18 protein-coding genes are annotated in these 13,242 nt (G+C 40.6%); 14 read left to right on the plus strand and 4 right to left on the minus strand.

The annotated features are described in order from the left end of the window. Position 1: 1 nt before the first annotated feature. The 4 genes from KSU66_RS11505 to KSU66_RS11520 are packed head-to-tail and all read left to right on the plus strand — an operon-like array spanning position 2 to position 2,896. Entirely contained in the window at positions 2-370 is a 369-nt protein-coding gene (locus tag KSU66_RS11505; protein WP_269051606.1) for a GntR family transcriptional regulator, read from the plus strand. Next, positions 363-1,061, plus strand: a complete 699-nt coding sequence (locus KSU66_RS11510; RefSeq protein ID WP_269051607.1) for an ABC transporter ATP-binding protein — start codon at positions 363-365, stop codon at positions 1,059-1,061. Before KSU66_RS11505 ends, KSU66_RS11510 begins: the two co-directional genes overlap by 8 nt. A gap of 1 nt (position 1,062) precedes the next feature. Then, the gene (locus tag KSU66_RS11515) at positions 1,063-1,986 is read left to right on the plus strand and encodes an ABC transporter ATP-binding protein (RefSeq protein WP_269051608.1); all 924 of its coding nucleotides are present in this window, start codon (positions 1,063-1,065) and stop codon (positions 1,984-1,986) included. Next, positions 1,964-2,896 carry an ABC transporter permease gene (locus tag KSU66_RS11520; RefSeq protein WP_269051609.1) on the plus strand — a complete coding sequence of 311 codons (933 nt, stop codon included), beginning with the start codon at positions 1,964-1,966 and terminating at the stop codon, positions 2,894-2,896. The genes KSU66_RS11515 and KSU66_RS11520 overlap by 23 nt, the downstream gene beginning before the upstream one ends. Before the next feature lie 344 nt (positions 2,897-3,240). On the opposite strand, the gene mscL is transcribed toward KSU66_RS11520, so the two are convergent. The 3 genes from mscL to KSU66_RS11535 all read right to left on the minus strand — a co-directional run bounded on the left by mscL (position 3,241) and on the right by KSU66_RS11535 (position 4,625). Next, positions 3,241-3,621, minus strand: coding sequence for a large conductance mechanosensitive channel protein MscL (gene mscL, locus KSU66_RS11525; protein ID WP_269051610.1), 381 nt, complete (start codon positions 3,619-3,621; stop codon positions 3,241-3,243). A 148-nt stretch (positions 3,622-3,769) separates the two neighbouring features. After that, entirely contained in the window at positions 3,770-4,291 is a 522-nt protein-coding gene (locus tag KSU66_RS11530) for a DUF3221 domain-containing protein (RefSeq protein ID WP_269051611.1), read from the minus strand. 22 nt (positions 4,292-4,313) lie between these two features. Further along, positions 4,314-4,625: an MGMT family protein gene (locus KSU66_RS11535; protein WP_269051612.1), complete on the minus strand. Its 312-nt coding sequence runs from the start codon at positions 4,623-4,625 to the stop codon at positions 4,314-4,316. A gap of 90 nt (positions 4,626-4,715) precedes the next feature. Here KSU66_RS11535 and KSU66_RS11540 point away from each other — a divergent pair, with 90 nt between their 5' ends. Both KSU66_RS11540 and KSU66_RS11545 read left to right on the plus strand, forming a co-directional pair. Further along, a complete protein-coding gene (locus tag KSU66_RS11540; RefSeq protein WP_269051613.1) occupies positions 4,716-5,201 on the plus strand; it encodes a hypothetical protein in 486 nt (161 codons plus the stop codon). Between the two features lie 14 nt (positions 5,202-5,215). Next, entirely contained in the window at positions 5,216-5,605 is a 390-nt protein-coding gene (locus tag KSU66_RS11545; RefSeq protein ID WP_269051614.1) for a VOC family protein, read from the plus strand. A gap of 54 nt (positions 5,606-5,659) precedes the next feature. On the opposite strand, the gene KSU66_RS11550 is transcribed toward KSU66_RS11545, so the two are convergent. Beyond that, the gene (locus KSU66_RS11550) at positions 5,660-6,313 is read right to left on the minus strand and encodes a phosphatase PAP2 family protein (RefSeq protein ID WP_269051615.1); all 654 of its coding nucleotides are present in this window, start codon (positions 6,311-6,313) and stop codon (positions 5,660-5,662) included. A gap of 162 nt (positions 6,314-6,475) precedes the next feature. Here KSU66_RS11550 and KSU66_RS11555 point away from each other — a divergent pair, with 162 nt between their 5' ends. From KSU66_RS11555 to kynB, 8 genes are all read left to right on the plus strand, one after another. Then, positions 6,476-7,054 (plus strand): glycerol-3-phosphate acyltransferase, encoded by a 579-nt coding sequence (locus KSU66_RS11555; protein WP_269051616.1) that lies wholly within the window; start codon positions 6,476-6,478, stop codon positions 7,052-7,054. Then, on the plus strand, positions 7,051-8,634 hold the full coding sequence (locus KSU66_RS11560) for an aminotransferase class V-fold PLP-dependent enzyme (protein ID WP_269051617.1): 1,584 nt from the start codon (positions 7,051-7,053) through the stop codon (positions 8,632-8,634). The genes KSU66_RS11555 and KSU66_RS11560 overlap by 4 nt, the downstream gene beginning before the upstream one ends. A gap of 48 nt (positions 8,635-8,682) precedes the next feature. Continuing rightward, positions 8,683-9,009, plus strand: a complete 327-nt coding sequence (gene ytxJ / locus KSU66_RS11565; RefSeq protein ID WP_269051618.1) for a bacillithiol system redox-active protein YtxJ — start codon at positions 8,683-8,685, stop codon at positions 9,007-9,009. A 305-nt stretch (positions 9,010-9,314) separates the two neighbouring features. Next, positions 9,315-10,367, plus strand: coding sequence for a fatty acid desaturase (locus KSU66_RS11570; protein WP_269051619.1), 1,053 nt, complete (start codon positions 9,315-9,317; stop codon positions 10,365-10,367). A 100-nt stretch (positions 10,368-10,467) separates the two neighbouring features. Next, the gene (locus tag KSU66_RS11575) at positions 10,468-11,598 is read left to right on the plus strand and encodes a sensor histidine kinase (protein WP_269051620.1); all 1,131 of its coding nucleotides are present in this window, start codon (positions 10,468-10,470) and stop codon (positions 11,596-11,598) included. A gap of 1 nt (position 11,599) precedes the next feature. Beyond that, entirely contained in the window at positions 11,600-12,211 is a 612-nt protein-coding gene (locus KSU66_RS11580) for a response regulator transcription factor (RefSeq protein ID WP_269051621.1), read from the plus strand. A gap of 88 nt (positions 12,212-12,299) precedes the next feature. Next, positions 12,300-12,449 (plus strand): hypothetical protein, encoded by a 150-nt coding sequence (locus KSU66_RS11585; protein WP_269051622.1) that lies wholly within the window; start codon positions 12,300-12,302, stop codon positions 12,447-12,449. Continuing rightward, positions 12,446-13,084, plus strand: a complete 639-nt coding sequence (kynB, locus tag KSU66_RS11590; protein WP_269051623.1) for an arylformamidase — start codon at positions 12,446-12,448, stop codon at positions 13,082-13,084. Before KSU66_RS11585 ends, kynB begins: the two co-directional genes overlap by 4 nt. Positions 13,085-13,242 lie beyond the last annotated feature (158 nt).

The raw sequence follows: 13,242 nt of genomic DNA on the forward strand, positions 1-13,242 counted from the left end.
GATGGGCATAGATTTTCTTCCAGACAAACCAATTTACCAGCAGCTCATCGAACGGATTACGGGGGATATCATCCGGGGTACATTGCAACCGGGAGAAAAGCTGCCGTCTGTCCGTGAATATGCGGTTGAAGTTGGGGTTAACGCAAATACGATGCAGCGCGTCTATAAGGAGTTGGAGCAAATGGAAATTACTGAAACGAAGAGGGGTCAGGGGTCTTTCGTGACGGAAGATGTAAAGAAAATTGCCGCGCTCCGGGGAGAAGTGAAAAACCAACTTGTGACATCATTCATTCAAAGTGTGGAAGCACTTGGCTTCACGACCGATGAAATGGTACATGATTTACAGAAACGGGGTGGGGGAAATGATTGAGTTACTAAATGTATCGAAAAAGTATAGGGGTAAGAAAGCGTTAGTGGATTTGACACTGGCGATTCCAAAGGGCAAAATAATTGGTCTAGTTGGGGAGAACGGTAGTGGTAAAACGACGCTTTTAAAATTAACGGCAGGGCTATTGACTCCGGATTTGGGAAAAGCAACGTATGGCGGTCAACCAATTACGCGTAAAATTGCGACGGATATTGCATATATGCCCGATGCCGATTTGTTCTATCCGTATTTCACCGTGAATCAGCTGTTTGATTTTTACGATTCGCAGTTTGTTGATTTCGATTTGATTAAAGCAAAAGAGATTGCCCAGTTTTTAAACATTTCCTTGGATTCAAAAATAAAAGGCTTATCAAAAGGAAACCGTGGTCGGGTAAAAATTGCGGTGACGCTCGGACGAGAAGCAAGCTATTATTTACTCGATGAACCGTTCTCGGGACTGGATCCAATGGTGCGCGATGATATTGCAAAAGGACTTATTCGTTATACAGATATAGAGCGACAAACAGTGCTGATGTCGACACATGAGTTAAAAGAAGTGGAACCATTGCTTGATGAAATCGTAGTACTAAGAGGTGGACAAATCATTGCACACGAAGCGGTCGATGTAATCCGCGATACGTACGGGAAGGACGCCACTTCATGGATGGTGTCGTTATTTAGAAGGGAGCAATAATATGGGAATGCAACCAGTAGTAGAACTGAAGAATTTATCGAAAACGATTGGCAAGAAAAAGATTATTGACGATTTGAGTTTGTCTTTATATCCAGGGCAAATAACCGGATTTCTCGGTCCAAACGGGGCTGGAAAAACAACGACAATACGAATGATGGTGGGCCTTATGAATCCGACGAGTGGGGACGTCCTCATTGAAGGCGTGTCACTGGCGGATGATTTTGAAGGCGGACTGTCAAAAATCGGCGTTATTGTGGAAAATCCAGAGATGTATAAGTTCATTTCCGGTTATAAAAATTTAATCCATTTTGCGAACATGCATGAAGGTGTAACGAAAGAGCGAATTGACGAGGTTGTGAATCAGGTAGGGATGCAAAATCGGATTCATGAGAAAGTGTCGACGTATTCACTTGGAATGCGGCAGCGCCTTGGTCTTGCGCAAGCGCTTCTTCACAACCCGAAGTTTTTGATTCTCGATGAGCCAACGAATGGTCTAGATCCAGCAGGAATTCGCGAGTTTCGTGAGCATTTGCGGAACGTTGCGGAAAACGAAGGGGTTTCTGTATTTGTATCAAGCCATATGCTGTCCGAAATCGAACTGATGTGTGACCGGATTGCGGTCATTCAAAATGGTAAGTTAATCGACATTCGGGAAATGTCGGAAACGCAAGAGTCGCATTATTATATTGAAGCACTACCTCTTGATGCGACTGAAGTTCTTCTTACAGAAGAGGGATTCACTGTCGAATCGTATAAAGATGGATTTATTATTCATGCGGAAAAAGGACAGATTCCAGCACTCATTCAACAATTCACAGCACAAAAATACGAGCTGTTTGCGGTTCAACCTTACCGAAAAACGTTGGAAGATGAATTTTTAGAAATGACAGGAGGTGGCCAGATTGCTGAAGCTCATACAAAATGAATGGATGAAATTGTGGAATAAAAAAGGCACTTGGATTATGGTCATTCTCCTTGCGGTTATGGTTGTTGGATTGTCTGGACTCTCTAAGATAATGGAAGAACTATATGATGATTCGGCTTGGACGGAAGAGTTACAGCAAGAACTCGTACAGGTGGAAGAAGAACTGGCCGCGCCTGATTTAGCGGAAGATAAAAAGATTGAACTAATGGAAAGACAAAATGAAATTCAGCAAAATATCGAGTATAGTATTGAAAATAGCAAACCGACAAGCCGCGAACAAACCATTTTGGGTACGTACGGTATGATGTCGCTCGTGCTGCTTCTTATGATTATTGCATCCGCGGGGATTGTTGCTTCAGAGTTTTCACAAGGGACGATTAAGATGTTATTATCCCGTCCGGTTAAACGATGGAAAATACTGACGTCAAAATATGTGACTGTTTTATTATTTGGTTCTACACTTACGGTAATTACGTATGTTTTAAGTATCATTAGTGCATATATTTTCTATCCGGCCGCGGAGGGAAAAACGATTTTTCTTTACGACTCGGAAATTGCAGTTACAGCGGTATTTAGTGAATCTGCTTACTTAGTGCTACTTGCATTTATTTATGTTGTTGTCATGTCGACATTGGCCTTCATGATTGGATCTGTGTTCCGTTCGTCCGCATTGGCGATTGGAGTATCGCTGTTCTTATTTTTTACGGGTTCGATGATTGTGATGTTTCTTGAACGATTTGAGATTGCGAAGTATATTCTTTTCGCACACGATTTGACGCAGTATGAGCTGGGCTACACAGTATTAGATGGCAATACGATGCCATTTTCAATTGTAATCTTAGTTGCCTATGTAGCGATTTTCCTTACGATTAGTTATACGACATTCATTAAAAGGGATATTACTGCATGAAAAAAAGCCCTCTGCATAAGAGGGCTTTTGTGTACTTATTTATGATTGCTGAATGTACGAACAAGGCCAGCAATGTTACCTACGATGACGAATGCGAAAAGTATAAACATGATGTATACGAACCACATGAGAACTTCACTCCTTCTATTCGATAAATGGTAACCCTATTATACCACCATCATCAGTCCCAGGCAATGCAATCAGGGTTTGAGTAGGTGGTAGTTGTGGCAAGGTTGTGCTTTGATGGGAATTCGTCGATAAGTATGTTGGATGCGCCGGTATCCATCATGCAAACAAAAAAAGGACGAACCGGTTTAGCTCGGTTGTCCTTTTTCCATGAAAACTTAAAGTTTTTTTCCTTCTTTCAATAAATCACGAATCTCGGTAAGAAGTACTTCTTGTGCGTCGATTTCCACAACTTCTTCAACCGCTTCTTCTTTCTTTTTAAACTTCGAAAGCAAGCGAATGACGAAAAATATTACAATGGCAACAATTAGAAAATCAATAATAGATTGCAAGAACACGCCATATGTAAAATCTGAATCGCCTACCTTTTTATGCATTCCAGAGAAATCAATACCTCCCGAAAGCATACCAATCAATGGTGTAATAATATTTTCGACGAGTGACGAAACAATCTTACCGAACGCGGCACCAATGACAACGGCAACGGCAAGGTCAAACACGTTTCCTTGAAACGCGAATTCCTTAAAATCTTTCCACATCCAAACCAGCTCCTACTTTATAAATTTAATATGAAGTGCATGCCAACAATCAATAATACTCCTATATCAATAAAGTAAACCACTTTTTAGTATTATGTTGTATATTAGTATAATATTCAATCGAAACGTGTAAAAAACTAGGCTTAACTTAATCTCGTTTCTTCATTTCAAATGCATGTGTTTCCAAATCAATCTCTGCTACATAAACTTGGTCATCTTCGAAGTTCCATTTTTTTATTTCAGCGGTCAGTTTCTTATCATCCAGTGACAATAAGTCGAATGCTAACAAATCACCTTCGGGTTGATTTTCAAGAAATGAAGTAATTGCGGCACTTACTTTTAAGCTATATTCATCATCAAATAAGAAGACTTCTTTGACGGTTCCTTGGGCTGGATAGGATTCAAGAATTTTATCTTCGCTTTTATAGCTGATCAAATCCCCAATTTTAATATCCGCTGCTGAAACTTTTGTACTCATATTTGTATGGAAAATGGTTTGACCGGTAATCGTCCACATTGTCGTATCCGTAAGAATTTCTTGTTCGCTCGCTATAAGTACGACCGACGCATCGGCTAGCAGTTTTTCTGGTGTTGCATTACTTGGCGTTTTTCCACAACCTACAAGTATAATTGCCAACGCGAGTACTCCCGCCCATTTTAATAACTTCATTGCAATAACCTCCGTATTTAGATTAGCCTTCCTCTGCATCCAGTGGAAACCAGCGATACTTTGCAAAATCTACCTTCCCATTGTCTTTGAAAACGATACCCTCTGCTTCAAGGAGCCCTCGTTGATCTTTTGCTGTATAGGAAATTTCCCCCTGCGCATTAATAATCCGGTGCCAAGGAAGTTCATAGTTTTCACTCATCGAATGGAGTACCCGCACGACTTGCCTTGCTCCACGTGGACTTCCCGCGGCGGCAGCAACTTGTCCATATGACATGACATGTCCAGGAGGAATCCCCGTAATAATTTGAATGACTCGTTCAGTAAATAAATTCAAAAGAAGTCACCCCCAATAAAATTAGTATATCAGAAACTGAAACTCTTCAAGGTATTTGAACGTATAGTAAAGAAAACGGGGGGTTCATGAATGTTACTTGATCATTTTAAACGAAATAATTTAATTGCACTTATTTTGAAAATCATGGGGTTAATCGTGATTGCATGGGGAATTCTAAGTGGTATCGTATTTTTAGTTTCAGTTTATGATGAGTACATGGGTGAACTTCCTATTGGTGTTTGGTCAGTCTTTTTCACGCCTATATTGGTTGGTTTTTTGATCATCGGGTTTGGAGAAGTCATTGATTTGCTCCAACGGATTTTTAATCAAAATGAACCGGCAGAAAAAAAGTTATCTTTGTCGGAAGAACCCGAAAAACCGAATCAACCGAATCAACCCCATCCACTTGTCCCGTGGCAGGCGGAACAGGAGATAAGGGAGTTCTATGTAAAAAAAGGCGTAGAAGTTGATCGCATAACAGCTACAAAAGACCAAGATATTTTTGTAGTAGAAGCGAACGGAAAGGTCGAACGTATCGAGTTAGGCGGGTTTTCACCGAAAATTTTATCGGAATAAGGAGAGAAAAGACGATGAATCAAAAAATCACGCCATTTTTAATGTTTTACGGAAATGCGGAAGAGGCAATGAATTTCTATACGTCGATATTCAACGATGCTAAAATCGAAAATTTGCTTCATCAAGAAAATGGAACTGTGATGCATGCTACGTTTACGCTGAATGGACAAACGTTTATGGCAATTGATAATACGACCGGGCAAGAAATCCCGTTCACGGCTGCTATGTCTCTATTTGTCACATGCGACACAGAAAAAGAAATCGACAGTATATACGAACAGCTTTCCAAAGATGGAAAAGTTCTTATGGAGTTGGCGGCAACCCCGTTTAGTATGAAATTTGGATGGGTTGAAGACAAATACGGTGTTTCATGGCAATTAACCCTTGAAAAGTCTACAGAATAAAGAATTTCACGTCTAATATTGAGTGATATACAAAAAAGGCCACACCACGTCTATTTATTGGCGTGAGGTGGTCTTTTGTTGTTGGTACAACCCATAAACACTAATGACAATCGTTACCCAAAATGCACTGGCCGCGATGCCGCCAACAATATCGCTTGGATAATGAACGCCAAGATAAATACGACTTCCCGCAATTAAAGTAATCATTAGTCCGGCACTTAAAACGAGTAGTGTACGACCGGTTGCTGTTTTTACATTCCGCCACGCGATATAAGCAAGAATCGTATACAAACTAAAAGCCATCATCGTATGCCCGCTTGGAAAACTAAAGCCGGGCGCATCCATAATTCGGTGAATTTCAGGGCGCTCCCGTTTGAAATAAACCTTCAGAAGACCATTCAATAAAACAGTGCCTGCAATGACAGTAACAAGAAGAAAAGCTTGTTGTCGGTAACGATATACGAAAAATAAAAGGATGAATCCAATTACTGTAACAGTTGCGACAACGTACCCGGAGCCAATCCAAGTAAAAGCTTGCATAATGGGTGTCAGCCATGGCGACTCCATTCCCTGTACGAAAGCGATAATGGACGTATCAAAATTTTCGATGGATTTGTTTCTAATAATAGACGCAACATAACCGAATAAAACACTGCCCGCGGCACAAATGATAAACGCCACGACAAATCGTAATGAAAGTTTTTGCATAGACAAATAGCTCCTTTTTACATTCCTTAATTGTATAGTATTTCCCTTAACGATGGAAAAGAGTCTTATCATTCGGATTATCCGCATAAATCCACCCGCAGTGGAAATGAAAAATGGTAAACTATAGAAACATCTATCATTTACCAAAAAGGATCGATAACTTTGATATTACTAGTACTAATAGGTTCATATTTTCTTGGGAATGTACTGACAGGCCCAATTATAAGCAAGTTGTTCTATAAGCAGGAAATCCGTGACAAAGGCAGTGGTAACCCCGGAGCACGCAATATCGGCAGATTGTATGGAAAGAAAGCATTCGTTATCACATTCATAGGCGATGCAATGAAAGGAATGCTTGTGATTTTTACCGCCCAATCGCTTGATTTAGGTTCGGAGATTGAACTTTTTACATTGTTTGCCGTGACGCTAGGCCATGTTTATCCAATCCTTTTTAAGTTTCGGGGTGGGAAAGGAATTTCAACATTTATTGGCGGTCTTCTTTTATTTAACCCGCTTGTAGTCGCCGTTTTTATAAGTATCTTTTTGATTGTATATCCTTTCATAAAAAGCTTTACAATCGCAGGAGTTGGAGCAGTTAGTTCGTTACCCGTCATCCTTCTTTTATTTTCATACGAACAATTTACTCTTCTTGCAGCATGTTTGTTATCGGGGCTTGTCCTTTTAGCCCACCGTGAAAATTTAAAAGAAAAAACTTGTCGAAGAAAGGGGCGGGACTCATGAGTTTCGTTTACAAAATTGCAGAAACACCGTTGGAATTTGAACAGATTCATCAATTAAATTACGAAACATTCGTTGAAGAAATTCCGCAACACGAACGGAATTCGTCTCGTGCCTTGATGGATAAATTCCATGATGAAAATACATATATCATTTGCAAAAAAGAGGGACGAGTCATTGGAATGTTGGCGATTCGTAGTAAGCGTCCATTTTCTCTCGATGGAAAAATAGGTGAAATCGAAGGTCATTTGTCATTTAACGTTGAAAATCCCGTGGAGATTAGACTTCTATCTATCGAAAAAAAGTATCGGAACGGACGGGCCTTTCTCGGATTAACCCAAGCACTAGTGGGATATTGCTTAAAAGTAGGTTATGACTCGGCTTTTATATCCGGTACGGTTCGTGAACAAAAACTGTATGGGCAACTCGGTTTTATGCCGTTCGCGCATTTAACGGGTAAGGCTGGGGCTGAGTTTCAACCGATGTACTTAACAAGGAAAACCTTCGACGCAGGTATTGCGGGAAGGCTTGCTAAACCGTGTGTTAATTTTTTGCCAGGGCCCGTAACGATTGCTAAAGAAGTGCAAAATGCAATGATGGCACAACCTTTTTCCCATCGCTCAACTGAATTTGAAAGCATGTTGAAGCGTGTGAAAGATAAATTGACGACACTTACAAGTGCAAAGCATGTTCAACTTCTTCAGGGAACAGGTACATTGGCAAATGATGTTGTTGCGGCACAATTAACTACTAGGGGCGGCAAAGGGTTGATTTTAGTCAACGGAGAATTCGGTTCGAGGCTCATAGATCATGCAACCCGGTTCGGAATGGATTTTGAAACGCTGAAAGTCGAATGGGGAAGCAAATTTGATGAAAAAAGCATTGTAAAAGCGGTCGCGGAAGGAAATTATAATTGGTTGTGGGCAGTCCACTGTGAAACATCGACAGGTGTATTAAACGATTTGGACATGTTGAAAGAAGTGTGCGGAGAGTCTAATGCAACCCTAGCAATTGACAGTGTAAGCTCGATTGGAGCGATGCCAGTCAATCTTGATGGAATTACATACGCTTCAGGGGTAAGTGGAAAAGGGCTGTTGAGTTACACCGGAATTTCTTTCGTATTCCATAATGAGGATGTATTCCCAAACCAAACGTTGCCGCGGTATCTCGATCTTGGTGCATACGCAAAAGCGGGGGGAATCCCCTACTCCCAATCTTCGAATTTACTTTCCGCACTCGATGTTGCGCTATGTAAATATGACAATTCCGCCGAAGTGTTTGCACAAGTTGGGGACCGCGCAAGAAAGGTACGAAAAGTTGTAGAAGAAATCGGATTGAAGATACTTGCACAAGAAAGTATAGCGGCTTCGACCATTTTAACACTGGAATTACCACTGGATTTATCGGCTACACGATTTGGAAATGATTTATTTTTAAATGGCTTTCATGTGCACTATGAAAGCAGTTATTTAAAAGAAAGAAACTGGCTCCAAATCGCTTGCATGAATGATGTGTCGGACAAAGATTTAGACGATTTACTCGACGTATTTCGTAAGTTGTATCAATGTTCTTGTTCCATATAGCTGGTAAGCTAATAGAATATACTTCAATCAAAAAGGGAGAGGTTCATTTTGAAAGAATTACAATCAATTAACGAGTGGAAAGATATTTTAGAGCAATCTAAAAGTGCACCTTTACTTGTACTCAAACATAGTACAACATGTCCAATTAGTGCAGCTGCTTTCAATCGGTTCCATGCATATGAAACAGAAATGCCAAAATACTTTTTAAAAGTAAGAGAAAGTCGCCCTGTATCCAATGCTATCGAAAGCGATTTAGGTGTCGTTCACCAATCTCCGCAGGCCTTTATTTTAAATGAAGGAAAAGCAGTGTGGAATGCATCGCACGGAGCGGTCAACCAAACTGAAATCGATAAAGGGATAAAAGAAAACGTTTAAATTACTAAGTGTGGATAACCCAATTTAAAAGATATCCACATGTGCAAAGATGTAAATTCCAACTATCCACGAAAAGGACTGCAATCGAACTTTTGATTGCGGTTCTTTTTTGTCTAGTCTTCAGCAGGGGCTCGGGTTATATTCAGGCACTTCCGATTTTCTTACGTGAAAACTTTCACAATACATGACAGTTGTCATATGGAAGTCATGACATTTATGTCTTTTTCAAATTAGGACTTGGTACTATTATTAGAAGTAACGAATGATTGATAAATAAAAAATAAAACATAATCTGGGAGGATAACATGACTAAAGAAAAAACAAGGCAGTTGCACAAAGATGTTGCCCCATTTGCCAAGTCCGATAAAAAGAAAAGTATTATGCAACTTATTAACACGGTTCCCCCATTTCTAATTTTATGGTTTCTTGCGTATCAAAGTTTGTCCGTATCCATTTGGTTAACGCTTGGATTCGCTGTAATTGCAGCAGGTTTTGTAATCCGCACATTCATCATTTTTCATGACTGTACGCACGGTTCGTTTTTCAGAAACAGAAAAGCTAATGATATCGTCGGTACAATTACTGGAGTCCTTACACTTTTCGCATATGAAAAATGGAAACGCGAGCATGCGATTCACCACGCATCAAGTTCAAACCTTGATAAGCGCGGGATAGGCGATATTTGGGTAATGACAGTTGAGGAATATGTTGAAGCATCGAAATGGCAACGTTTTGCTTACCGGGTATATCGTAGTCCTATTGTTCTGTTTGGATTTGGACCGATTTATCTTATCCTTGTAACAAGCCGATTTAATCGCAAAGATGCACGTAAAAAAGAACGTAACAATACGTATTTAACGAATGCAATACTCGTTGTACTTTACACACTAATGATCCTACTTGTTGGATGGCAAGCATTTGTTATCGTTCAAGGATCGATCATGTTTGTCGCAGGTTCACTAGGCATTTGGTTGTTCTATATTCAACATACGTTCGAAGACTCTTATTTCGAAGAGGAGTCGGAGTGGGATTATGTGAAAGCAGCTATTGATGGTAGCTCATACTACAAACTGCCAAAAGTATTGCAATGGGCAACGGGTAATATCGGATATCATCACGTCCATCACTTGTCACCACGCGTTCCGAACTACAATCTTGAAGAAGCACACGAATCTACACCGCCTCTTCATAACACAACAACAATTACGATTAAAACGAGCTTAGCGTCACTTAAGTATCGACTGTACGATGAAGACAAGAAAATGTTCGTCGGTTTCAAACAAGTTAAAGACCGTCTTCGTATGCCAAGACCTTCTATTGACTTGAAACCAAAACGTACGAGTTATGACACTAAGTAAATAATATGAGAAAAGCCATTCGATCCTGGTCGAATGGCTTTTCCTTTCCTTCTTATTATTGATACAATGGAATAATAAGACAGGGTGGTGAGTGGGCGATATGCAAAGTTGGTATAGTATTTTCCCGAAAAATATATGGCTTAGTATTTATGCGTGGGCAATCTTTTGTTTTCTACCGTTCTTTTTCATTTTTAGATCTTCATCACCGATTGAAATCACTATCGGGATTTTTTTGCTATTATTATTTTTCCTTTCGTACCGATTTTCATTCCGATCGAAAAGCGGGATTGTTTATATGTGGGTGAGCTTTGAAATTGTCATTAACGTCATTATGACGCTGTTATTTGGTTACGTGTATTTGTCTATATTTACGGCGTTTTTCATCGGTAATATTCGTAATCCAGTAGGTTTTTTCATTATTTATGGACTTCATATCGCCTTTACAGTCCTTGCAATTGTTGCTGGTTTTTTCATCGAAATCGATTTGTTTCTTCCACAAATCCACTTCTTACTCATTTCTGTCATCGGAACAGTACTTTTACCTTTTAATTTATATAACCGGAATAAGCGTGAAAAGTTGGAAGTACAATTGGAAGATGCAAACGTACGTATTTCACAACTAATTATTTTGGAAGAGCGTGAACGAATTTCTCGTGATTTGCATGATACGCTTGGACAGAAGTTATCTTTGATAGGTTTGAAGAGCGACTTGGCTGGAAAGCTCATTTCTAGGGATCCGGAAGCCGCGGTGAAAGAGTTACATGACATTAGGCAAACCGCCAGCACGGCCCTTAAGGAAGTTCGGGAGCTCGTTGCGGATATGCGGGCTATGAAATTGAAAGATGAATTAATTCGAACGGGGCAAATGTTAAAAGCTGCTGAAATGGATTTGATCATTGTAGGGGATCCTTCTTTTATCCAAATCCCGGCAATTGTAGAGAATGTGTTAAGTATGTGCTTGAAAGAAGCGGTGACCAATGTTGTCAAACATAGTTACGGAACGTATTGCCACGTGAAGTTTGAGCAATTGCCAAACGAATTTGTGATAACTGTCGAAGACGATGGGATCGGCATTGCTAGAGGTGGCGAAACATTGCCTGGGAACGGTTTGAGAGGGATGCGAGAACGACTTGAGTTTGTAAATGGAACTTTAAAAGTAGAGGGCGGACAAGGTACGAAATTGTCGATTCGTGTACCTGTTGTTCTGACACATATTATGGGGGTTGATTGATGTGATTCGAATTGTCATAGCGGAAGATCAAGGGATGATGCTCGGCGCACTCGGTTCCTTGTTAAATATGGAAGATGATATGGAAGTTGTCGGCAAAGCAAGAAATGGTGAAGAGGCAGTTGCCTTAGTGAAAGAGCATGAACCGGATATTTGCGTGATGGATATTGAGATGCCGTTGAAGACAGGTTTGGATGCAGCGGAGGAGTTACAAGGTACGTCTTGTAAAATTATTATTTTAACAACTTTTGCACGTGCGGGTTATTTTGAGCGTGCGCGAAAAGCGGGAGTACGCGGTTATTTGCTAAAAGACAGCCCTATTGAGGAGCTTGTCGCTTCCATTCGAACAATTGTCGATGGTCGGCGAATTTATGCGCCCGAACTTGTGGAATTCGTTTTTGGGGACGGTGAAGCGACCGAAAACCCACTGACAGAACGTGAGACACAAGTGCTAAGCCTCATTGCCGATGGAAGAACGACGAAGGAAATAGCGGGGGAATTATTTTTGTCGCCGGGTACTGTGCGAAATTATATTTCGACAATTCTCGATAAACTCGATGTAGGCAACCGGATTGAAGCGATTTCCCGTTTTAAGGAGAAAGGTTGGTTTAAATGAATACAAGTAAGATTGTAGCAATACAGTCTTTCTTGTATTTTTTTGTCTAAAAAGATTATGGTATCATTTATGGGTGGGGGAATGAATAATGAGAAAAACACCGCTTGAGTTGACTGAATACATAGCGAAAATGATTCACGTGGAACGTACGGTTTTTGAAAGTATTGTGGTGAATCTTGACGAGGAGATATATGGTGGGCATAATACAATTGAAAATAAGAGGAGTGTCGTCGCATGAAGGGCAAGTGGATAGATATATCGCAACCGCTACAAAATGGAATTGCTGAATGGCCTGGGGATACGCCATTTACTTATGAGATCGCATTTAGTAAAGCGGACACGGGGTCCGTCAATATTGGTAAGATCACGACAAGTACACATATGGGCACGCATATCGATGCACCGTTTCATTTTGATAACGAAGGTTTGAAAGTGCTCGATTTACCAATTGAGTTGTACATTGGACGTGCGCGTGTCCTTGATTTTACCGGGAAGGAAAGCATTGGACGTGCGGAGTTAGAGGGACTCGATTTCGGGGGTGCGGAACGGATTTTATTGAAAACTGGAAGTGGTAGGGATTTTAGCGTGTTCCCGGAAACATTTACGTATTTGCGGGGAGATATTGGTCCACTATTGAAGGAACGGGGTGTTCGGCTAGTTGGTGTCGATATGCCTTCGGTCGATTCCGAAAATAGTAAAACGTTGGATGCACACCATTCATTGAATGATAACGGAGTTTTCATATTAGAAAACATCGTACTCGATGAGGTAAAGTCCGGAGATTATGAGCTGATCGCATTGCCGCTTGCACTTGCGGATAGTGATGGAAGTCCGGTGCGCGCGGTGCTCAGACCAATTGAAGGGGGAAAGTAAATAAAAAACTCCGCTAAAGTTTGAAATGAGCGGAGTTTTATAGGGTTAATGAATTTTAGAATGTCCAAAGTTGTTCAGTCCATTCGTTATAACAAGGTGCCAGCAACGAACTGGTCGAAGTGATTGCCCATCGACAATAGGAACGCCTCCACGAACCG

This window comes from Sporosarcina sp. G11-34, assembly GCF_026931025.1.